The sequence below is a fragment of the Paracoccus alcaliphilus genome (assembly GCF_028553725.1).
Taxonomy (GTDB): domain Bacteria; phylum Pseudomonadota; class Alphaproteobacteria; order Rhodobacterales; family Rhodobacteraceae; genus Paracoccus; species Paracoccus alcaliphilus.
The window spans coordinates 2,451,397-2,471,312 of the sequence record NZ_CP067124.1 but is presented as its reverse complement, the minus strand read 5'-3'; the positions used below and the strand labels follow the sequence as shown (position 1 = coordinate 2,471,312).

Here is a 19,916-nt window from a genome sequence, read left to right as displayed (position 1 = left end):
CTCTAACCCGCCGCCTCAATGGAACTTGGAAAACTCATCGTTTCGCTACGTTGCCAAATAGCGCGTTCAGCCCCTCGGCCATTGTCGGGTGCGCAAGAACCGCATCGCGCAGGACACTGTAGGACAGACCGCCAAGCATGGCCGCCTGCACCACGGCCATCACTTCCCCGGCCTCCGAGCCGATCATGGTAAAGCCTGCGATCCGATCCTGCGGATCGACCAGCGCCTTCATGAAGCCCGCGGTCTGCGATGTCGTCCGTGTCCGCAGCACCGCCTTCATCGGCAGTTTGACGACGCGCAAATCCATTCCATTGGCCCGCGCTTGCGCCTCGCTCATGCCGATGCGGGCCAGCGGCGGGTCGATGAACATGCAATAGGGCATCAGCCGCCCGGTGGTCGTTCTGTCTCCACCGTCGAGATTGTCCCGGATTATTCGGAAATCATCGAGCGAAGCGTGGGTGAATTGCGGACTTCCCGCGCATTCGCCGATGGCCCAAACGTCCTTTGCGGTCGTCTCCAGGCGATCGTTCACCTTGATGGTGCCGGGATCCGTCAGCGCAACCCCTGCCTCTTCAAGGCCGATGCCTCGCGTGTTGGGCGTGCGGCCGGCTGCAACCAGAATGTCTGTGCCTTCGATCATTCTCGAACCATCCGGCGTCCGAACGGTGACGCGCACGCTTCCGGCTGATCGGCCCTCCACGTTCGCAACTTCAGCCGACAAAAGCACCTCGACGCCCTCCGCCTCCAGGATCAGTCGGACCTCGTCGGAAACATCCTCATCCTCGCGCTTCAGCAGCCGCGGGCCACGGTCCACAACTGTGACGCGACTGCCGAAACGTCGATACGCCTGGGCAAGTTCAAGGCCGACATAGCCTCCGCCGAGAACAATCAGATGTGCCGGCAACCGGTCCAGTTCGAGCGCCTCGATATGAGTGAGCGGCCTGGTCTCGGCGAGGCCGGGAACAGGCGGAATGGTTGCATGCGTCCCAAGATTGAGGAACAGCTTTTCAGTGGCGAGCCGCCGCATCCCGCCGTCGTTCAAGGCAACTTGAATCGTCCCAGGCGCGACGAGGCGTGCATTGCCCATGACGAGTTCCGCGCCGGTCGCCTCGTAGCGCTCGAGATGAAACGCCACGAGGCTCTCGACCATGGCGCGCTTGCGCGCCACAACCGTCTTCATGTCGACCGAGACGGGGCCGGCGACAACGCCATACTCCCCGGCATGGGCAACGGTATGAGCGACACCCGCGCTCCAGATCTCGTTCTTGCTGGGCAGGCAGTTGATGTTGGGACACGAACCGCCGATCCAGCGCCGCTCCATGACGGCTACCTTCTGGCCGGCTTGCGCCATATCCCAGGCGAGGTATTTGCCGCCCTCGCCACTGCCGATCACGACAGCGTCGTAGCGCTCCGCTTCCGTCATCAACTACGTATCCTTCTGCAACAGCGACTCACCGCACGATGAAAATATGGCGCTCGGACATATATGCGGAATCATGTCATACTCTTGCGGGGTCGAACAATTACTGTTGCTTTTGCGGGCGGCCCCTTGAGGTGGCCTTACTGCCAGTATCCGTGCCGTCGCATCATTTCCAGGCCACGGCCTTAAAATGGGCCGGGATCATGGAGTGGAGTGGGTTCTGCTCCGGCTGTATTGCCCGGAAAGGGAACATGCTGGCTGCACAGGATTGGCCGACTTTCTGTAGGAGAAAATCATGTCGTTGAATGGCAAAGTCATTTTGGTAACCGGCGCTGGCCAGGGGATCGGACGCGGTATTGCGCTGCGGCTTGCAAAGGAAGGCGCTGATCTCGCGCTGGCCGACGTCAAGGCCGATAAGCTCGACTCCGTTCGCAAGGAAGTCGAAGCGCTCGGACGCAAGGCCGCCACCGTCGTCGCCGATGTCAGCAAGCGCGACGAAGTCTACGCCGCCATCGACCATGCAGAGAAGCAACTCGGCGGGTTCGACGTCATGGTCAACAATGCCGGCATCGCCCAGGTCAAGCCGATCGCCGACGTCACGCCCGAGGACATGGACCTGATCTTCCGGATCAATGTCGACGGCGTGCTCTGGGGCATCCAGGCGGCTTCGCAGAAATTCAAGGATCGAGGTCAGAAGGGCAAGATCATCAATGCCTGCTCGATTGCCGGACATGACGGCTTCGCCATGCTCGGCGTCTATTCGGCAACCAAGTTCGCCGTGCGTGCGCTGACGCAAGCCGCCGCCAAGGAATATGCCAGCGCGGGCATCACGGTGAACGCCTACTGCCCCGGCATCGTCGGCACCGACATGTGGGTGGAGATCGACGAGCGCTTTTCCGAGATCACCGGAACGCCGAAGGGCGAAACCTACAAGAAATACGTCGAGGGCATCGCTTTGGGCCGCGCGCAGACACCGGAGGACGTGGCAGCGTTGGTCGCCTTCCTCGCGGGCGCCAATTCCGACTACATCACGGGACAGTCGATCCTGACCGATGGCGGTATCGTCTATCGATAAAGCCGCCTGCCAAATCGCGAACGTTCAGAAGCGCCCACACCGGGAAACGGCCTTGTGAGAATTTTTCTCTCCAGCGGAATGGTTCCGTCTGGAAGAACCGCGTTTTGTCGGAGAGAATTGTTCTCTTGTTGCTTGGCATGGTCATCGCCGCCTTCGGTCGCCATTCGCACTACAGGTTCTTGACCGGCAATCGACACCTGCTGAAGATCGATCGGTTTCCTCATCTACGCGCGTTTCGAGCGGGATTGCCGTCATCCGGTCAAACCCCTGACTGGTATGAAGGCTCTACAGGGCCGGCGTTGGATTGGCGTCGCAGTGAGGTCGCACTGCGCGCCCGGATCGGGTCGGCGAGTAGCCTGAGGCCGTTCAGCACCACCAGCACCGTGCCGCCTTCGTGTCCGACGACCGCGAGCGGCAGAGGCAGGGCGAAGAACAGGCTCGAGGCGACCAGAAGCAGCATCATGCCGATGGCGAAAATCAGATTCTGGCGGATAATCCGGTGGGTGCGCCGCGCCAGCCGATGCGCGGCGGCAAGCCGGGCCATGTCCTCCGACAACAGCGCGACATCGGCCGCCTGCAACGCGACATCGCTGCCCGCCGCGCCCATGGCGATGCCGACATCGGCGCGCGCCAGCGCGGCGGCGTCGTTCACCCCGTCGCCGACAAAGGCGACTTTCCCATTCCTCGCCAGTTCGCCCACCAGCCGGACCTTGTCTTCAGGCAGCAGATCGGCATGGACATGTTTTGCTTCCAGTCCGAGCTCCGCGGCGATCCGCAAGCCGACAGAGCGCCGGTCGCCGGTCATCATGGCGATGGTGCCCACCCCAGCCGCTCTGAGCGCAGCCAACCCCGCGGCCGAGGTCGCGCGCGGACGGTCGGCGACGGTGAGCGCGCCATAGACCCGATCTCCCCGCCCCAGCCACACCACGGTCTGGCTGCCGTCCGTCAGCTGCGCAAATTCGGGTGCGTCGAGCGATGCGCCCATGCGCGCGGCCATGCGCGGATTGCCGGCCCAGAGCGGGCCCACGGCATCCTCCCCCGTAATCCCCTCACTGGGCACGGTTTCCACATCGCGCACCACGGCGGCGGTTATGCCTTTTTCGTCGATGTGGCGGCGGATCGCATCGGCAATTGGATGTTCGGAATGCGCCTCGAGACCCGCGATCAATGACAGGAACCGCTCTTCGGCCTGTGCTCCCGTTTCCGACGCCACCACCTGTGTCACCTCGGCCTTGCCTGTTGTCAGCGTACCGGTCTTGTCGAAGGCGAAGATATCGACATCGGCCAGCGTCTCCAGCGCCGCGCCGCCCTTGAACAGCACGCCGCCGCGCGCGGCCGCCGCCAATGCCGAGAGGATCGCGGCCGGGACCGATATCACCACCGCGCAGGGGCTGGCCGCGACAAGCAGCGTCGCGGCGCGATAAAGCGCATCCTGCATCGTCCAGCCAAGCGCGAGGAATATCGCCAAAGCAAGCACCGCACCCACCAGCACCGCGATGGTGTAGCGCTGGCCGAACCAGGCGCTGAACCGTTCGGACGGAGCGCGTGCGGCCTGTGCCTCTGTCACCAGTTCGATCATCCGCGCCACCGTGCTTTCCGCGACCGGGCGGGTGACGCGGACCACCAGCACGGCGTTGAGGTTCACCGTGGCCTCAAACACCTTAGCACCCGTGCTTTTGCCGACCGGCATCGATTCGCCTGTGATCGTCGCCTCATCGAGCGAGCCTTCCCCTTCCGCCACCTCGCCATCGGCCGGCACCCGCGCGCCGGGCCGCAGCACCACCAGATCGCCGGCCACGAGATCGCCCACCGGAACTTCCGTGACGGCGCCCTCTGGGTCGCGTCTCAGCGCGGTGTCGGGGCGCAGCGCCATCAGCGCCTCGACCGCATGGCGCGCCCGGCCCATCGCCCGCTGCTCCAACGTGGTTGAGAGACTGAACAGCGTCAGCAGCACTGCCCCTTCAAGCGCGGCGCCGACCGCAGCGGCAGCAAGGGCTGCCACGATCATCAAAAGATCGATGTCGAGGATCCGCTCACGCCAGAGCGTGGTCAGGGCCCGAACCGCCGTCGGCACACCACCGGCCAGATAGACCAGCACGAGGCCGACCGGTCCCCATAGACCGGGGCTCAAAAAGGCATCGACAGTTGCAAGCGCCATCCCGGCAAGCGTGATGCCGGTCAATGCTGTCATGAAGCGGTCGGAAGAAAGATCGATTTGCAATTTGTGTTCCTGGCTGTGCCGCGACGGCGGCAGTGGCTGGGGAGACCGGCGATGATGCGCCGGATGGGCTGGCGATCTGTCCGGTCGATCAGGTTCCTGGTCGCTATTCCTTTCCATTATGACATTGAGCTTACCTCCAGAATCGCGCCGCCGGCAGCCGCGATCAGCACCACGAGCCAGGGCGGGAATCTCCAGCTCATCAAGGCCACGAAACAGGTCAGCGCCAGCGCAAAGTCGCGGGGCGAACCGATCGCGCTGATCCAGAGCGGATCGTAGAGCGCAGCGCCCAGAATGCCGACCACCGCAGCGTTCGCGCCTGCCATCGGCGCCCGCACGCCGGAGCGTGCGCGCAGTGTGTTCCAGAACGGCAGCGCGCCGACAAGCAGCAGGAAGCCCGGCAGGAAGATCGCAAGAAGGGCGAGCGTCGCGCCGGCGATCCCGTTCGGGCCGGGTTCGAGCAGCATGCCGAGATAGGCGGCGAAGGTGAATAGCGGCCCCGGCACCGCCTGGGCCGCGCCATAGCCGGCCAGGAACGCATCGGGCGTGACCCAGCCCGGGCGAACCACTTCGGCTTCCAGCAAAGGCAGGACCACATGGCCGCCACCGAATACCAGAGCACCGGCGCGATAGAACGCGTCGATCACCGCCAACCCCTGCGCGGGAAACAGCGCCGCCGCCAGCGGTAGGCCGAAGATCAGGATGAAGAACAGGGCCAGCGCGACTATCCCCGCCTGTCGCGAGACCGGGAAGGGCAGCGCTTCACCCGTCTCTCCCGCCGTGTCCCGGCAAAGCCAGAGCCCGGCAAGTCCACCGAGCAGAATTGCACCCACCTGGCCCGTCGCGCCCCCGATCAGCACCACCATCAGGACGGCGGCGAGCGCGATCGTCTGGCGTGAGCGGTCGGGGCAGAGCGTGCGCGCCATCCCCCAGACCGCCTGCGCCACGATGGCCACCGCCACCAGTTTCAACCCGTGGAGCACCCCGATGCCAAGCGGGCCTGAAAACGCCCCCGCTCCGAGCGCGAACAACAGCAGCAGCAGGGCGGAAGGCAAGGTAAACGCCACCCAGGCAGCCAGCGCACCCACCGGTCCGGCACGCTGCAAGCCCAATGCAAAGCCGACCTGGCTGGATGCTGGTCCCGGAAGGAATTGGCATAGCGCGACCAGATCGGCATAGCCACGATCCTCGATCCAGCCGCGCCGGGCGACGAATTCCTCGCGGAAATAGCCCAGATGCGCGATCGGTCCACCGAAGGAGGTGAGGCCCAGTTTCAGGAAGGCGGCCAGAACCTCGCCGGGCGTTCCTTGTCGTTGGCGCTGAGGCATAACATTCAGCGTGTCATTGGCGGGCATGATGTCTCCGTGATGCTCGCGATTTCAGGGGCTTGCCAGGCGCTATGAGAAGACGCATCCGACATTGTCCCTGTATTGGAGCAATGGAACAGACTGGTGACTGCCGAAGCGCGCGCCTTGTTGCTCCATCAGCATCGCAAGCGGTGTCCACAGGACCGCACCCCGCAAGAGAGATAACGGATGAATCATGCCGTGGTTGTCCGGGGAGGACCCGCCTGTGGCCGGCGACCCTCCAGAAGATCGGCGTCAGCAGCGAGCGCGTCGGCCATGAAATCCATGAAGGCGCGGATACGGGCAGTGTTGCGCAGATCCTCATGGGTCAGCAGCCACAGATCGAGCCGGAAATCTTCCGGAAACATGGCGATGCGGACGAGGTCGGGCGTGCGGTCGGCCACGGCGCAAGGCAGTGGCGCAAGGCCGATTCCGGCCCTTGCCGCGGCAATCGCAGCCGAGATCGAATTGGTCCGGTAAATCGGCCGCACCGTCGGCAGCCAATCCGCCAACTGATGGCCAATCGCTCCATGTGACCGGCCGAAGCCGATCCAGTCATTGCCGGCAAGATCGTCATCGAGTCCGTGAGCGGCGCGTTCCGCCGAGACATAGGCTCCGAATGCCAGTCGGCCGACGCGCCGGCCGACCAATGTTTCCTGCGGGGTGTTGCCGATGCGCAGTGCGACATCGGCCTCGCGTCGGGTCAGGTCCAGGGGAGTGTCCGAAACGATCACTTCCAATTCGATCCCTGGCTGCGCTGCATGGAAGGCCGCCAGATGCGGCGGCAATAACCCGATCGCCAGCATATCGATGGCTGTGATGCGGATAAGCCCGCTCAGGCGCTGGTCCTGTCCGGTCACCTGACGCGACAGGGCGATAATCTCCTCATCGATCCGGATGGCGGTCTCGTGCATGGCCTCTCCGGCGCCCGTCAGCGCATAGCCATCCGGCAACCGCTCAAAGAGCCGGACACCCAGACGTTCCTCGAAGGCGCCGAGACGGCGAAACACGGTCGAGTGCGTTACGCCAAGGCTGCGTGCTGCTCCAGACAGCGTGCCCGCCCGGGCCACAGCGAGGAAAAAGCGCAGATCGTCCCAGTTCTGGTTCTGTGCATCCATGAAGGATCACCCCTTGCAAGCCTGCTCCGATTGCCGGCAGGCTGCCCCCATCTTGCCCGCAACACCGCGCGTTCGCATTGCCTCGTCAGAAAAGCTTGACCACGATCATCGCTCCATTAAGTATGTGACTGCTCACTTACTAGGTGTTTTATGCGAAAATCCGCGGAATTGCGCAAGGCCGAAATCGTCGCGGCCGTCCTCGACCTGGCCGACCAGATCGGACCGGACCGGGTGACGACAGGCGCTGCGGCGTCGGCGGTGGGCGTAAGTCAGGCTGCCCTGTTCCGGCATTTCCCGACAAAGGCCGCGATGTGGCTTGCCGTGGCGGATCATGTGGCCGGGGAACTGGCTATGGAATGGCAGCGGGCACTGGCTGGGACTGATAACCCCCTCGACCGGGTCACAGCGCTCATGGCCGCGCAACTGGGACAGATTGCAGCCACACCGACGCTGCCCATGCTGCTGTTCTCGCGCGAGCTGAATGTCGGCAATGAGGATCTGCGCGCGGCCTTTCGAGGCCTGTTGATGAAGTTTCAGGCGCTGATTGTAGCCGAACTGGCTCGCGGTCAGGACGGCGGCTGCCTGCGCCGCGAAGTCGCCCCGGAGGATGCCGCCGTTCTGCTGACGTCGCTGGTGCAGGGCATGGCGATCCGCTGGTCGCTCGGGGCGCGCAACTTCTCGCTGATCGGGGAAGGAAAGCGGCTCCTTGAAGTACAACTTCGGCTTTTGACCGTGAAGGAAGATTAGGCCATGCGGCGTCGGTGGATGTTCGGTGCAGCGGCAGTGGTTCTCTTGTTCGGCGTGGGTGTGCTGTTCCTCACCGAGCGGCCGCTCACGGTCAACGTGGTGCAGGCCGAGCAGGATGTGGCCCTGCGCATCTACGGCCTCGGTTCGGTCGAGGCGCGGATTCTCAGCCGGGTGGGATTCGAGGTCGGGGCTGCCCTGACCGGGCTGGCCGCCGACGTCGGGGACCGGGTAGTCAGGGGGCAGGAACTGGCGACCCTCGATCCAGCCGAGCAGGAAGCGCGCACCGCCCGCGCCCGCGCCGCGGTCGAGGCCAATGTCGCCGCCCTCGCCCGCGCCGAGGCAACGGTGGCGCGTGCCAGTACCGTTCTGGCGCAGCGCCAGGCGGCAAATCAGCGTCAGCAGGGATTGGCGCAGCGCGATGTGACCTCGATCCAGCGCGCCGAGGAAGCGCAGCGCGACGAGGATGTGGCCCGTGCCGATCTTGCGGTTGCCGAGGCGGATGTGGCAGTGATCCGTGCTCAGGGCGCGGACGCTGCGGCAGCCCTGCAACAGGAGAATGTCCTTCTCGCCCGTCATCGGCTGAGCGCACCCTATGACGCGGTGATCGTCACGCGCCATGCCGAAGCGGGAACGGTGGTACGGGCCGGCGATCCGATCTTCACCCTGATCGCCCCGGAAACCGTCTGGATACAGGCCTATGTCGATGAGGAGCGCGCCGGCCAGCTTGCGCTTGGCCAGCCCGGCACGATCCGGCTGCGCTCGCAGCCGCAGGCTGAGTTCCAAGGCAGTATCGCCCGCATCGGGCTTGAAAGCGACCGGGTGAATGAGGAACGCCGAATCTGGCTGACCTGCACAGACTGCCCCCAGCCGCTGTATCTCGGCGAGCAGGCCGAGGTGCGCATCACCACCGGCAACCGCAACAGTGCGCTGATGGTGCCGGAGGTGGCGATCACCGGTTTCGACGGGCATCGCGGCCGGGTCTGGCTGGTGCGGGACGGACGGCTGGAGCAGGTCGAACTGTCCTTCGGCGCGCGCGACGATCGGGGCCGGGTCGAAGTCACGGGCAGCCTGCCGGACGATGCCGCCATCGTCGCCCGGATACCGCAAGGCGCGACCGAGGGGCGGCGGGCGCGGACCAGGACCACGCCATGAACCTTGCCCTCAAGGATATACGCCACGGACTGTTCCGCTTCGTCCTCACCTGTTTCGGGCTGGGGCTCTTGATGACAGTCGTGCTGTCGATGATCGGCATCTATAACGGCCTTGTCGCCGATGCGCTGGCGGTGGTGAAGGCGCCGGCAGCAGATGTCTGGGTGGTCGAGAGCGGCACTAAAGGGCCGTTCGCCGAAGCCTCGAACATCCCGCTGACCACGCGCGACGCCGTGGCGCGGATGCCCGGCGTGACTGAGGCCGGCGCGATCAATTTCCAGAACATCGAGGCTGCCCATGCCGGCGCTTCGCTGCGGCTCTACGTCATCGGCTACGAACCGGGACATCCCGGCGGCCCGCAGCGCATCGCCGAGGGGCGCGGCATCGGCACAAGCCATTTCGAACTGGTGGCAGACCGCAAGACTGGTCTTCTGACCGGCGAGACGATCCGTCTCGGACGCAACCGCTTCATCGTGGTCGGGCTGGTCGAAGGGGCAATGAACGCGGGCGGCGATCCGGCGGTCTATATCACGCTGGCGGACGCGATGGCGCTACAGACAGAGCTTGACCCGGCAGCGCAGCGCGTTCAGTCGGCGCGGGGGGCTCTGTTGCACAAATCCCGTGAGGGATTCATCTTGTGAATCCAGTGTGGTAGCTGTGATTCATGAGCAGACCCAAGCCCCCGACCTACAAGACCAGGAACTGGCCAGCCTATAACGAAGCGCTCAAGCGCCGCGGCTCGCTGACGATCTGGTTTGACCCCGAGATGAGTTGGGATGCCGCGCCGTCAGGCAGGCGTGGCCGCCAGCAGAGCTACAGCGATGCCGCGATCCAGACGTGCCTGTCGATGAAGGTGTTGTTCGGCATGGCCTTGCGGCAGACGACCGGGTTCGTCGAGAGCTTGCTGCGGCTGGTCGGCCTGAACTGGGCAGTGCCGGATTTCAGCACGCTGTCCCGCCGTCAGAAGACCCTCGCCGTGAACATCCCGTATCGTGGTTCCAAAGGGCCGTTGCACCTGCTGATAGACAGCACCGGCATCAAGGTCGAGGGCGAAGGCGAGTGGCATGCGCGCAAGCACGGTGGCCCGAAGCGGCGTGTCTGGCGCAAGATTCATCTCGGGATCGACGAGCAAACGCTGGAGGTCAGGGCTGTCGAGGTCACCGGGAGCCACATCGGTGATGCGCCCGTTCTGCCCGATCTTCTCAGTCAAATCCCGGAGGACCAGGAGATCGGCAGCGTCACCGCCGACGGCGCTTACGACACGCGCAAATGCCACGATGCGATCGCCGACCGCAGCGCTCATGCCGTCATCCCGCCCCGCAAGAACGCGAAGCCCTGGAAAGCTATCACAGCCGGAGCCATGGCCCGAAACGAAGCCCTTCGCGCCGCGAAATATCTGGGGCGCACCCTCTGGCGACGATGGAGCGGATATCACCGCCGAAGCCGCATCGAAACAAAGATGCATTGTGTGAAACTGCTGGGCCAGCGCCTCATGGCGCGGGACTTCGACCGCCAGGTCGCCGAACTCCAGGTCCGTATCGCTGTCCTGAACGGTTACACCGCGCTCGGCATACCCGTCACGGAAGCTGTGGGATAAGTCCGTCCGGGGAAGGGGGAACCTCGGCCATCACCCGATTTGTGCAACAGAGTCAACCGCACATCGAATTGCGTACATTTGCTCCAAGATGGCTGGGCCTCCTGCACGACCTAAATTCGACAGCCAAACGTCTGCTCTGACGGGGCATACTAATCAGCGCTGCGCTGCCGCGAATGTCTGCAGTCCGCCCAACGTGTCGATCACGGATCAGGACATTATCCTAATAATGCATGCGCAGCGAATGGCAGCACCGGACGGCTATCCTAGGTGTTGCGGGCAAGATGGTGGGGACGCATTGTGCGCGCCTGAGTGGCTGAGGGACGTTGAGGGGATCGGATGCAGCACGGATCACTGCCATCATCGCCAGGAGTCAGGCAGGGGCGGAACGTAGCTCCCGTATCGGTATGAGGCCCGAATGCGGCCGGCAGGAGCGCAGGACGGTCAGCACCAGCGTTCGCGGACAGGTTCAGAACCAGGTTGGGACGATGCCGGTGAGATGGGCCGGGAGGAAGGATGCGCAAAGCCTGAAACGCAGGGTGACACATGGCCGGTGTTGCCGGTCTGGTCATCCTGATGGAGCCTCAAGGTGGCCAAATCTCCGTTCAGCCCCCGTGTCTCAACCGCTCCAAACGGCCTCTTCAATGGCCTGATCTGGCCGAAGACCAGCGCAAGCGCTTCGACCGCTTTAACGCAACAGCGTCGTCACAACTTTCTTCCCCTGACGGCAGGGCCGCCATTCCTCGCGCGCCAAGAAAGTTCCTCCTGTGCTGTCCAGCCCCCGTAAGCGGGGGTGCGCTAGCGTTCGTCTCCGGCCGGTCGATCGCCATAGAGGTCGCAATGGTGCGGGCTCGGAAACGGAAAACGGAGACTTACAATGGCGACCATCGGCACATTCAAGAAGACCGGCTCGAACGAATTCACCGGCGAAATCGTCACCCTCAGCGTCCAGGCCAAAGGCGTGCGCATCGTTCCCGAACTGCGCACCACCGGCGACAACGCCCCCAGCCACCGGGTCCTGGTCGGCCGCGCCGAGATCGGCGCCGCCTGGTCCAAGCGCTCGAACGAGGGCCGCGAGTATCTGGGCCTCAAGCTGGACGATCCGAGCTTCAACGCCCCTATCTACGCCAACCTCTTCGACGACGAGGATGGCGAGAGCCACTCGCTCATCTGGTCCCGCCCCAACGGTCGCCGCGGCGACTGACACGGGCACAAGGCCCCGGTCGCAAGGCCGGGGCCTTCCCATGTCTGGCGGAAAGACCGGTACACCCACAGAATGCGCCCGGGCAAAATCTGCTTCAGCCGGTCAGAATCGGAAGCATGGTTTTCACATGAGCGTCGATCCGCTCCAGCACGGCAGGCGGCACGGCCTCGCGTTCTGGCAGGGTCCACCACTGCGCATCGATGCGCATCACTGTCTCGGCGACGGCTTTGAGGACGGCCGGCTCGGGAAGCCGTGCCCGGTTGGCAAACGTCTTCCAGCGGGCCGGCGTCAGCCCCTTGAATGCCCGCTCGCCGCCGAGTGACAGCGCCAACCCATCGGCCGGAATATAGGGCACGGTCGAAAGCATGTCGTAGATCGGCGCAAGGGTGGGCGTGTCGCCATCGCCCGGATAGATCAGTGACCAGTTCTTGAGGTGCATGTCGCCATTGCCCATCACCACCGAAAATGTCAGCCGCCGGACAAACTCCAGTGCGGCAAATGGCGAGATCGCCACGTTCAGCACGGATGCGATGTCGTGAGAGGCTGCTCCGTCATATTTGCGGGCAGGATATAGGCCGAAGACCTGCGCGAAATCCTCGATATGGATCCGCTGCCCATTGCTTCCGCGATCGAAGCGCCGGACCAGCAGGACTAATCCCTCGGCGAGCGTCTCGAACTCTTCGGGAATGCCCTCGAACTGGTCGCGACCGACCAGTTCCCGCTCGGGCACTTCCATGCCGATTGCTTCAGCAAGCGCAAGGTTCGCGAACTCGTTCTCCGACACACCCGGAAAGGCCGTTGACGGGAACTTGGCGATATATTGTCCTTCGCCATCACCGAGCGGCAAGGTCAGCCCGCCGCCCTTGCCGGTGTTCTTCATTACCGAGAGCTTCATCTGCACGCCCGCCAGCGAAAAGCGCGCTTTCGGCTTGTCCGGGGACGCCGCCGTCCGGGCACCCGGTTGGCCGTCACTGGGCAGAACCCGCACTGCGCCCGGCAGATCCGCGCCAAGAGCCGCGAGGAGATCGAAATCATTCCCCGGCCGAACATGGGCGGCGTGGTGCTTTTCCATCGCCTCTCGCAACCTGTCTTCGGGCAGGAGATTGGCAAAGAACGGCGGCAACGCGCCTGCAACCGGGCGCGGGTCTTTGCGCAGGCCCCCCGTAGCGGCACGCAACGACAAGCTCAGGACCGGGTGACCTCCTGTGGCGCGGTACGCCGGGTCAAGGCTGAAAGCGTTGAAGTCACCTGGTGTTCTGACGATCGTGCCAATCCGCACACTGTTCAGGAACACGTCCAGTGACGGGATGGCTTCAGCGGTGTGGGCGGCTATCATCGTCGCTCTCCGGTTGCGGGCTGAAGGCGGGGCGATCATCCTCGGTCTCTGGGTGTAAGAGCGCTTCGATGGCGGGCACCATCGCCTGGGGAACGAGCATCATTTCCAGACCGAGCGCCCGGGCAATATTGATCAAGGTTGTGGTACGCGCTGCCGCCGCACCCGTCTCAATGTCGCGGTAGCGCGGCCGCGAAATGCCGGCCAGATCCGCTACCTGCTCCTGGGTCAGTCGGGCGGCCAGTCGGGCGCGGCGAAAATGGTCGCCGATCGCTCCCAAAGCTTCTGCTTCCACCTTCATGTGATGCCTTTGCAGATCATTTCTACGACATTGATCTGGATACGTATCATACTCTATGGAAAATGCCAAGAGTGTGAGCTCCAAACATATCATTCCCACTAGCCGTGGATCGTTTAGGGATCATTCGGCGGCTGATCAGCGCCGAAGCCCTTAAAAAGTGCCGCACCCGGGCATGCAAACGAATCAGGCGGCCCGCGTGTTGCCTCGTGCAAATAACCTTCTGGCCAGATTCGACGAATTCATGTGGCGTATTGGATATGGGCGACTAAAATAGCCGTAGTTCTGGAATGCGCGCCGGTCGCGATGGGAGGTGATCATGCATGATCACCGCTCGACAGTCGCGGGCCGCACGCGCGTTACTGGGTTGGACGCAGGAGACGCTCGCTGACAAGGCCCGAATATCGCTGACTGCCCTGAAGCGCCTTGAGTCCGAGAGCCGGCTCGAGGTGTATGAGACAACGCGGGATCAGGTACGCCGGGCGCTTGAAGCAGCAGGGATTGTTCTCTTGTCCACGGATCGCGGGCAAGGAGTGTTGCTAGTTCATGGCCAAGACGAGAAGAGACACCGACAGATCTACGACGGCTGATTGGCGCAGGTCCCATCATCGATCTGCGGCGGCGACCTGTGTCTTGCGGCGATCCTCGACATGACATCTGCGGCCCCCTCCTTCGACGACATTGCGCCCATTAGCGACGAGCTCACCGAGTATGATCGTGGGCATATCAAGCTTTATATGCGGCTACTCGATGCCGCCGACGATGGCGCGGAATGGACCGAAGCCGTTAATGTGCTGTTCGGTATCGACCCTGTTCAGGAACCAGAGCGCGCAAGGCAAGTCCATGACAGCCATCTGGCACGGGCGCGCTGGATGACGCAGAGCGGCTTTCGCCAACTGCTCCACCGTCCGACAGATCGCGACTGACATCGGTGCCGACCATAGAGCGATGCCCTATGGGCATCACTCTATGTCCCCTATCTGGCTTCCTTCCGTATAGGAACGCCGCAATCCTTTCATGCTTCACCTGTGCAATTTCAATCAGGAGGGGAGCAATGAAGCCGGATACGTCCCGCTGGCGAGACCCGAGCCAATATGAATTCTACGATGCGCTGCCCGTTGAGGGCGTTGCTTGGGAATGCTTACGCCGTAACACTGCCTATCAAGCCAGCTTCGATGACCTTGTAACGCAAGATGCCGGACATCTTCCCCTTTCGGATGATGGCCAGCGTCGCTGGGGGTTACGATTTCCAGGCAGATCCCCAACATTCCGCGCTCGATCAACCGGTCATCTGGTCGCCCCTTGCCAATCCGGCCGTGCTGATGCTTGGGGCCACGCCCGATTTCCTTACCACATCGTCGGCCGCGTTATCCGTCGATCCTGTTGATGTCATCCGCGGGCCAGAGGGGGCATATGGCGCATGCCGCGACGGGGACGGCCAATATCTGATCCTAGCTGAAACCGGCTCTGCTGCGCAGCCTGCGATTGTCCTGCCGCTTGACGACGATCTGCCAGATCGGCTCGAAGCCGTTCTCAGGCTCTGGCATGTGCTGGCCGCGAAACCCGTGCGCCGAGATCCCAGGATGACGCCGTATCAGCGCCGGCGTTTCCGCCTGATGATGCAAGCCGCTGACGGAAACGCCAACCACGCGACCTACCGTGAGATTGCCATCGCGATCTATGGGGAGAAGCGTGTTCGGGCCGAGCCGTGGAAGACATCGGCTTTGCGGGCATCTGTCATCGCCCTTGTCCGATCTGCCATCACGCTCATCGATGGCGGCTATCAAGACCTTTTGCGCCATCGTCGCAAACCCTGACGCCGCCGTTAGGCTGGGGTGAGGGTTTCACCCCGTCGATCTTCCTCATCCCCTTTGCCGACGCTCCTTCGCCACCGTGCGCATGACACGCCGCTGATCGTCAGCGGCACCCTGCACAACCACGGAGGCCCGCCCTATGCGACCCGATCTCGCCGCCTTGCCGCCACGCTATCTGCGCACCAAGGAAGCCGCTGACTTCCTCAGCCTGTCCGCCCGCACGCTGGAAAAGCACCGGACCTACGGAACGGGAGGACTTTGAGAGCCGTGCCGCGACCTATGATGCCGGTCGCAACCGGCTGGCCAGCATCCGTGTCGTCTCGACCGTTGAGCTGGAAAAGCAGATTGGTGCCGATGGCGCGACTTGGCTCGATCGGCGGCTGGTGACGCCGGATGCCTCTGACATCACCGCGGCAGGGTTCGGGCAACAGGTGCGCGAGGCGATGGATCAGCGCTGTGAGCATCACATCGAACATGGCGACGCCAACCGAAGCCGCGAAGGTCGCATCCTCTATCGTCGCAATCTCCTCACCAATCTACGGAACCGGGAGGTGGCGCGGGTACCCAGCTCGTCGCCGATGCGCGGTCCCGCTGGCAGAATACGGTCGGCGGCTTGCAGGACGCCATGCGCGTACAGGCCGGTGTCGTCGGCAACATCGACACCAACCGCACCGAGATGTCTGCCCTTGTCGGTCAGAGCCAGAACGCCACGGGTGCATTGCAAGCCACACAGGCGGGCAATCAGCTTCTGGCCCTGCAATCACAGCAGCTTTCCGACCTGGTCGCGCTGATGTCGGCCAATGGCCGCTCGGAAGCGCTGATCGAGGCCGAGCGTGCGACCGCTGCCGAACAGGGCCGCATCCAGCGTGAACGCTTTCTGACACCGGGATCGGGCTACCAGCCCGGCAATGCCCGGATGTTCGGCAACGGTAACAACTGACCGAACAGGAGGGGCGCGATATGGACGGTAAGCTGCTGGCCCGGATCGGGGCGATCATTTTCGTCGCAATCGCGATTACCGCCACGGTGATCGAAATGACCCGCGAGGACGAACCGGCGCAAACTCGTCCGGCTCCCGCGTTTCAACCTTCTGCCGATCCGCTGCGCCAGAGCCTCCGCCGCTGCCAGCAGCTTGGTGAGGCTGCCGTGAAGGATCCCGATTGCCTCGCCACCTGGGCCGAGAACCGCGACCGGTTCCTCGGCCGGACGCCGGTGCCTGCCGCCCCGCATCAGAACCGGGGACAGTGAACCATGGGCGGCACCGGCGTCATCGACAATTTCCTGGGCGTATTCACCAGCTATATCGACAGCGGTTTCGGCCTGCTCGGTGGCGAGGTCGCCTTCATCGCCACCACCCTGATCATCATCGACGTGACGCTGGCGGCACTGTTCTGGTCCTGGGGTGCCGATGACGACATTATCGCCCGGCTGGTCAAGAAGACACTGTTCGTCGGCGTCTTCGCCTATCTGATCGGCAACTGGAACAATCTCGCGCAGATCATCTTCGACAGCTTCGCCGGTCTCGGCCTGAAGGGATCGGGGACCAGCTTTTCCGCCGCCGATCTGCTGCGGCCCGGCAATGTGGCGCAGACCGGCCTCGATGCCGGTCGCCCGCTGCTCGAATCCATCTCCGACATGATGGGCTACTGGTCCTTCTTCGAGAACTTCATCCAGATCGCCTGCCTGATGTTCGCCTGGGTGCTGGTGCTGTTGGCCTTCTTCATCCTTGCCGTGCAGCTCTTCGTTACCCTGATCGAGTTCAAGCTGACCACGCTTGCGGGCTTCGTCCTCATCCCCTTCGGCCTGTTCGGCAAGACCGCCTTCATGGCCGAGCGCGTGCTGGGCAACGTCGTCTCCTCTGGCATCAAAGTGCTGGTGCTCGCTGTCATCATCGGCATCGGCTCGACGCTGTTTTCGCAGTTCACGGCAGGCTTTGGCGGCGCGACGCCGACCATCGACGACGCCATGGCCATCGTGCTGGCCGCTCTGTCGCTTCTCGGCCTCGGCATTTTCGGCCCCGGCATCGCCTCCGGTCTCGTCTCCGGCGGCCCGCAGCTTGGTGCAGGTGCTGCCGTCGGAACCGGCCTTGCCGCTGGCGGCATGGTGCTCGCCGGTGGCGCTGCCGCAGGCATGGCCGCGAAGGGGGGAGCAGCGGCGCTCTCCGGCGGAGCCGCTACTGTCCGTGGCGGTGCTGCCGCCGCAGGTGCTGCAAGCGCTGCCTATAGTGTCGGATCACTCGGCCAGTCCGGCGCGGCCGGTGTCGCTTCGGGCCTGGGAGGTGTCGCTCGTGCCGCAGGGTCCGCTGCCGCGTCGCCGCTGAAGCGTGCCGCCTCGAAAGCAGCGGAAAGCGTCAAAACCAGCTTCTCCGATGGCGCGCGCGCCGGGCTCGGCGTCACCGGAGGATCGTCCACGCAGGGAACTATTGGCGGTGCGAGTGCCGCCGGTTCCGCAGCGCCTGCCGCTCCGGCGGGCGGCCCGCCGGCGTGGGCGCAGCAGATGCACCGCCGTCAGGCCCTCAATCACGGCACCACCATGGCCGCCCATGCCGTCCGTTCCGGCGACAGCCACGGCGGCGGTTCTTCCGTCAACATGTCCGAAAGTGACCGCTCATGAACATCTTCAGACGCCCATCGACCCATTACGGCAAATCGCCCGAACCCGAGACGCCTTACCAGAAAGCCGCGCAGGTGTGGGACGAGCGCATCGGTTCGGCCCGCGTGCAGGCGAAGAACTGGCGCTACATGGCCTTCGGCTCGTTGATCCTCTCGGCAGGATTCGCCTCCGCGCTTGTCTGGCAATCGGCACGCGGGACTGTCGTGCCCTGGGTGGTGCAGGTGGATAATCTCGGTCAGGCGCAGACCATTGCCGCAGCGACAGCCGATTACCGCCCGACAGATCCGCAGATCGCTTTCCATCTGAGCCGTTTCATCGAGCAGACACGCTCGATCCCCGCTGACGCCATCATCGTGCGTCAGAACTGGCTGCGCGCCTATGAGTTCACCACGGACCGGGGCGCCGCCGCGCTCAACGACTATGCCCGCGCCAACGACCCGTTCACGAAGGTCGGCCGCGTGGCTGTAGCGGTCGAAGTCTCCAGCGTCATCCGCGCCTCGAACGACAGTTTCCGCGTCGCCTGGACCGAGCGCCACTACGAGAACGGGCAGCTTTCCACGACCGAGCGCTGGACTGCGATCCTGACCATCGTGATCCAGACGCCGCGCGATGCCGAGCGCCTGCGCGCCAATCCGCTCGGCATCTACGTCAATGCAATCTCATGGTCGCGGGAGATGAGCCAATGACCCGCACGTTTCCCCGCAATTCCGGCATCCCGGCTTTTCGTAAACCCGCTTTCGCGGCTTTGCTGCTCTCGGCCACTATGCTGGCGGGCTGCGCCACCAACCGCACGCCGCAATTCAGCTACGATGCCGATGTTCCTGCACTGCCGGCCGTGCAGGCTGCCGCCACCGATGACCGGCCCCGGCCATTGCACACGCCGCCGGCATGGACGGTCGCGCGTGGCGGAACCGCAGCAGGCACGCCGGCGGGCCGCGTCGAGAACGCCAATGCCGCCGCTCGCGTCGAACCGCGCCGCGAAGGCTACTACAACGCCATCCAGATCTACCCCTGGTCGGAAGGCGCACTTTATCAGGTCTATGCCGCGCCGGGGCAGATCACCAATATCGCGCTGGAGCCGGGCGAGAGCCTGACCGGCGCGGGGCCGATCGCGGCGGGCGATACTGCTCGCTGGATTATCGGGGATACCGAAAGCGGCAGCGGTGTGAACCGCCGCGTCCACATCCTCGTCAAACCATCGCGGCAGGACATCTCGACAAATCTCGTCGTCACCACCGACCGGCGCACTTACATGATCGAGCTGCGTGCCCGCGAGTCGCTCTACATGCGCTGCGTGTCAGAACGGGCGTAGCCACAACCGATGATCTCTCGGATCTCCTAGATTCCGCGCATGCGGGAGCAGCCGCGAAGAAGAAGACGAAAACTGTACTCAACCGCTTGTGGCTAGAACCGCGGCCTGATCTTGTTGAATTTGCTGATCGCGGCATCGAATTATATCGCGAGGCACCAGATGCGACCGTTTTCCCCCTGACTTGGGGCATGGCCATCGCAACATATCCGTTTTTCGGGAAGGTAGCGGAGATTGTTGGTCGTCTGACGGCGCTTCAGGGCGACTGCACGTCCGCTGAAGTCCACAGGAGAATGGCCGAGATTTACGGGGAACGAGAAGGCACTCGCCGCATGACGAATATGGTCCTCCAGTCACTGGCGAACTGGGGCGCTATTACCCGTACCGAAAGGGGCAAGGTGATCCTACGCCAGACGCCGGTCAAACTACTGGGATCCTCCGTAGTCGCTTGGCTCGTCGAAGCGTGCTTGCGATATACTAGCTGTGCACTCTCGGTAACAAATATCGAGTCCAGCCCATTCATTTTCCCGTTCGACCTTGGTGGCTCCACCGCATACCTTATTTCGCGGTCGAGCGCGCTTGAAGTACGGGTTGACAGCGGGAGCAATCAAATCGTCGACCTGGTGCGGTGAACGCTTCCGCGGGCGCCTGCCGAAACGTGCTCGTGCGATATGTCAC

Annotated in this window: 19 protein-coding genes and 6 pseudogenes; 17 read left to right on the top strand and 8 right to left on the bottom strand. The window is 63.8% G+C overall.

The window, feature by feature from the left end; genetic code table 11:
• Positions 1-34 precede the first annotated feature (34 nt).
• Complete coding sequence (locus JHW40_RS12785; RefSeq protein ID WP_009450584.1) at positions 35-1,423, bottom strand: mercuric reductase; 1,389 nt, start codon at positions 1,421-1,423, stop codon at positions 35-37.
• Positions 1,424-1,715: 292 nt separating this feature from the next.
• Here JHW40_RS12785 and JHW40_RS12780 point away from each other — a divergent pair, with 292 nt between their 5' ends.
• The gene (locus JHW40_RS12780) at positions 1,716-2,495 is read left to right on the top strand and encodes an acetoin reductase (protein ID WP_090615637.1); all 780 of its coding nucleotides are present in this window, start codon (positions 1,716-1,718) and stop codon (positions 2,493-2,495) included.
• Here the strand turns inward: JHW40_RS12780 and JHW40_RS12775 are convergent.
• The 5 genes and pseudogenes from JHW40_RS12775 to JHW40_RS12755 all read right to left on the bottom strand — a co-directional run.
• Positions 2,486-2,719, bottom strand: a complete 234-nt coding sequence (locus tag JHW40_RS12775; protein ID WP_137390480.1) for a hypothetical protein — start codon at positions 2,717-2,719, stop codon at positions 2,486-2,488. The two genes, JHW40_RS12780 and JHW40_RS12775, sit on opposite strands and share 10 nt — an antisense overlap.
• Positions 2,720-2,754: 35 nt before the next feature.
• Positions 2,755-4,686 carry a heavy metal translocating P-type ATPase gene (locus JHW40_RS12770; protein WP_211657379.1) on the bottom strand — a complete coding sequence of 644 codons (1,932 nt, stop codon included), beginning with the start codon at positions 4,684-4,686 and terminating at the stop codon, positions 2,755-2,757.
• Between the two features lie 146 nt (positions 4,687-4,832).
• The gene (chrA, locus tag JHW40_RS12765) at positions 4,833-6,068 is read right to left on the bottom strand and encodes a chromate efflux transporter (protein ID WP_009450587.1); all 1,236 of its coding nucleotides are present in this window, start codon (positions 6,066-6,068) and stop codon (positions 4,833-4,835) included.
• A 185-nt stretch (positions 6,069-6,253) separates the two neighbouring features.
• On the bottom strand, positions 6,254-6,973 hold the full coding sequence (locus JHW40_RS12760; protein ID WP_272849108.1) for a LysR substrate-binding domain-containing protein: 720 nt from the start codon (positions 6,971-6,973) through the stop codon (positions 6,254-6,256).
• Between the two features lie 63 nt (positions 6,974-7,036).
• Positions 7,037-7,177 (bottom strand): annotated as a pseudogene (locus JHW40_RS12755) (LysR family transcriptional regulator); the annotation flags it as partial.
• A 150-nt stretch (positions 7,178-7,327) separates the two neighbouring features.
• On the opposite strand from JHW40_RS12755, the gene JHW40_RS12750 reads away from it, so the two are divergent.
• The 5 genes from JHW40_RS12750 to JHW40_RS12730 all read left to right on the top strand — a co-directional run bounded on the left by JHW40_RS12750 (position 7,328) and on the right by JHW40_RS12730 (position 11,871).
• Entirely contained in the window at positions 7,328-7,924 is a 597-nt protein-coding gene (locus JHW40_RS12750) for a TetR/AcrR family transcriptional regulator (protein WP_211657369.1), read from the top strand.
• Positions 7,925-7,927: 3 nt separating this feature from the next.
• Positions 7,928-9,076: an efflux RND transporter periplasmic adaptor subunit gene (locus JHW40_RS12745; RefSeq protein ID WP_035032902.1), complete on the top strand. Its 1,149-nt coding sequence runs from the start codon at positions 7,928-7,930 to the stop codon at positions 9,074-9,076.
• Positions 9,073-9,714 carry an ABC transporter permease gene (locus tag JHW40_RS12740; protein ID WP_244519307.1) on the top strand — a complete coding sequence of 214 codons (642 nt, stop codon included), beginning with the start codon at positions 9,073-9,075 and terminating at the stop codon, positions 9,712-9,714. The genes JHW40_RS12745 and JHW40_RS12740 overlap by 4 nt, the downstream gene beginning before the upstream one ends.
• Before the next feature lie 23 nt (positions 9,715-9,737).
• Positions 9,738-10,670, top strand: a complete 933-nt coding sequence (locus JHW40_RS12735) for an IS5-like element ISPlc1 family transposase (protein ID WP_272848984.1) — start codon at positions 9,738-9,740, stop codon at positions 10,668-10,670.
• 874 nt (positions 10,671-11,544) lie between these two features.
• Positions 11,545-11,871 carry a DUF736 domain-containing protein gene (locus JHW40_RS12730; RefSeq protein WP_090616904.1) on the top strand — a complete coding sequence of 109 codons (327 nt, stop codon included), beginning with the start codon at positions 11,545-11,547 and terminating at the stop codon, positions 11,869-11,871.
• Positions 11,872-11,965: 94 nt separating this feature from the next.
• On the opposite strand, the gene JHW40_RS12725 is transcribed toward JHW40_RS12730, so the two are convergent.
• Entirely contained in the window at positions 11,966-13,207 is a 1,242-nt protein-coding gene (locus tag JHW40_RS12725; RefSeq protein ID WP_090616906.1) for a type II toxin-antitoxin system HipA family toxin, read from the bottom strand.
• The gene (locus JHW40_RS12720) at positions 13,185-13,505 is read right to left on the bottom strand and encodes a helix-turn-helix domain-containing protein (RefSeq protein ID WP_090616908.1); all 321 of its coding nucleotides are present in this window, start codon (positions 13,503-13,505) and stop codon (positions 13,185-13,187) included. The genes JHW40_RS12725 and JHW40_RS12720 overlap by 23 nt, the downstream gene beginning before the upstream one ends.
• A 320-nt stretch (positions 13,506-13,825) precedes the next feature.
• Here JHW40_RS12720 and JHW40_RS12715 point away from each other — a divergent pair, with 320 nt between their 5' ends.
• The 11 genes and pseudogenes from JHW40_RS12715 to JHW40_RS12670 all read left to right on the top strand — a co-directional run.
• The gene (locus JHW40_RS12715; protein WP_069708718.1) at positions 13,826-14,092 is read left to right on the top strand and encodes a helix-turn-helix domain-containing protein; all 267 of its coding nucleotides are present in this window, start codon (positions 13,826-13,828) and stop codon (positions 14,090-14,092) included.
• Positions 14,093-14,428: a DUF2285 domain-containing protein gene (locus tag JHW40_RS12710; RefSeq protein ID WP_473094003.1), complete on the top strand. Its 336-nt coding sequence runs from the start codon at positions 14,093-14,095 to the stop codon at positions 14,426-14,428. It begins immediately after the preceding gene.
• A gap of 29 nt (positions 14,429-14,457) precedes the next feature.
• Positions 14,458-14,694: pseudogene (locus tag JHW40_RS24205) on the top strand (transcriptional regulator domain-containing protein); the annotation flags it as partial.
• A 1-nt stretch (position 14,695) separates the two neighbouring features.
• Positions 14,696-15,319, top strand: a complete 624-nt coding sequence (locus JHW40_RS12705; RefSeq protein ID WP_244519348.1) for a DUF2285 domain-containing protein — start codon at positions 14,696-14,698, stop codon at positions 15,317-15,319.
• Between the two features lie 136 nt (positions 15,320-15,455).
• A pseudogene (locus tag JHW40_RS12700) lies at positions 15,456-15,569 on the top strand (DNA-binding protein); the annotation flags it as partial.
• 55 nt (positions 15,570-15,624) lie between these two features.
• A pseudogene (locus JHW40_RS12695) lies at positions 15,625-15,876 on the top strand (DUF3363 domain-containing protein); the annotation flags it as partial.
• A gap of 5 nt (positions 15,877-15,881) precedes the next feature.
• Positions 15,882-16,256 (top strand): annotated as a pseudogene (locus JHW40_RS12690) (TrbJ/VirB5 family protein); the annotation flags it as partial.
• 20 nt (positions 16,257-16,276) lie between these two features.
• On the top strand, positions 16,277-16,564 hold the full coding sequence (trbK-alt, locus tag JHW40_RS12685) for a putative entry exclusion protein TrbK-alt (RefSeq protein WP_090616912.1): 288 nt from the start codon (positions 16,277-16,279) through the stop codon (positions 16,562-16,564).
• A gap of 3 nt (positions 16,565-16,567) precedes the next feature.
• A complete protein-coding gene (gene trbL / locus JHW40_RS12680) occupies positions 16,568-17,929 on the top strand; it encodes a P-type conjugative transfer protein TrbL (RefSeq protein ID WP_090616913.1) in 1,362 nt (453 codons plus the stop codon).
• Entirely contained in the window at positions 17,926-18,615 is a 690-nt protein-coding gene (gene trbF, locus JHW40_RS12675; RefSeq protein ID WP_090616915.1) for a conjugal transfer protein TrbF, read from the top strand. Before trbL ends, trbF begins: the two co-directional genes overlap by 4 nt.
• Positions 18,612-19,229, top strand: a pseudogene (locus JHW40_RS12670) (TrbG/VirB9 family P-type conjugative transfer protein); the annotation flags it as partial. The gene trbF and the pseudogene JHW40_RS12670, both read left to right, overlap by 4 nt.
• Between the last annotated feature and the right edge of the window lie 687 nt (positions 19,230-19,916).

Bases quoted from the DNA above. Each gene is read 5' to 3' on its own strand.
- JHW40_RS12770 (WP_211657379.1), bottom strand. From the start codon at position 4,686: ATGACAGCATTGACCGGCATCACGCTTGCCGGGATGGCGCTTGCAACT.
- JHW40_RS12750 (WP_211657369.1), top strand. From the start codon at position 7,328: ATGCGAAAATCCGCGGAATTGCGCAAGGCCGAAATCGTCGCGGCCGTC.
- JHW40_RS12740 (WP_244519307.1), top strand. From the start codon at position 9,073: ATGAACCTTGCCCTCAAGGATATACGCCACGGACTGTTCCGCTTCGTC.
- JHW40_RS12720 (WP_090616908.1), bottom strand. From the start codon at position 13,505: ATGAAGGTGGAAGCAGAAGCTTTGGGAGCGATCGGCGACCATTTTCGC.
- JHW40_RS12745 (WP_035032902.1), top strand. From the start codon at position 7,928: ATGCGGCGTCGGTGGATGTTCGGTGCAGCGGCAGTGGTTCTCTTGTTC.
- JHW40_RS12785 (WP_009450584.1), bottom strand. From the start codon at position 1,423: ATGACGGAAGCGGAGCGCTACGACGCTGTCGTGATCGGCAGTGGCGAG.
- JHW40_RS12730 (WP_090616904.1), top strand. From the start codon at position 11,545: ATGGCGACCATCGGCACATTCAAGAAGACCGGCTCGAACGAATTCACC.
- trbL (WP_090616913.1), top strand. From the start codon at position 16,568: ATGGGCGGCACCGGCGTCATCGACAATTTCCTGGGCGTATTCACCAGC.
- JHW40_RS12715 (WP_069708718.1), top strand. From the start codon at position 13,826: ATGATCACCGCTCGACAGTCGCGGGCCGCACGCGCGTTACTGGGTTGG.
- chrA (WP_009450587.1), bottom strand. From the start codon at position 6,068: ATGCCCGCCAATGACACGCTGAATGTTATGCCTCAGCGCCAACGACAA.
- trbK-alt (WP_090616912.1), top strand. From the start codon at position 16,277: ATGGACGGTAAGCTGCTGGCCCGGATCGGGGCGATCATTTTCGTCGCA.
- JHW40_RS12780 (WP_090615637.1), top strand. From the start codon at position 1,716: ATGTCGTTGAATGGCAAAGTCATTTTGGTAACCGGCGCTGGCCAGGGG.
- JHW40_RS12735 (WP_272848984.1), top strand. From the start codon at position 9,738: ATGAGCAGACCCAAGCCCCCGACCTACAAGACCAGGAACTGGCCAGCC.
- JHW40_RS12725 (WP_090616906.1), bottom strand. From the start codon at position 13,207: ATGATAGCCGCCCACACCGCTGAAGCCATCCCGTCACTGGACGTGTTC.
- JHW40_RS12760 (WP_272849108.1), bottom strand. From the start codon at position 6,973: ATGCACGAGACCGCCATCCGGATCGATGAGGAGATTATCGCCCTGTCG.
- trbF (WP_090616915.1), top strand. From the start codon at position 17,926: ATGAACATCTTCAGACGCCCATCGACCCATTACGGCAAATCGCCCGAA.
- JHW40_RS12705 (WP_244519348.1), top strand. From the start codon at position 14,696: ATGCCGGACATCTTCCCCTTTCGGATGATGGCCAGCGTCGCTGGGGGT.
- JHW40_RS12775 (WP_137390480.1), bottom strand. From the start codon at position 2,719: ATGAGGAAACCGATCGATCTTCAGCAGGTGTCGATTGCCGGTCAAGAA.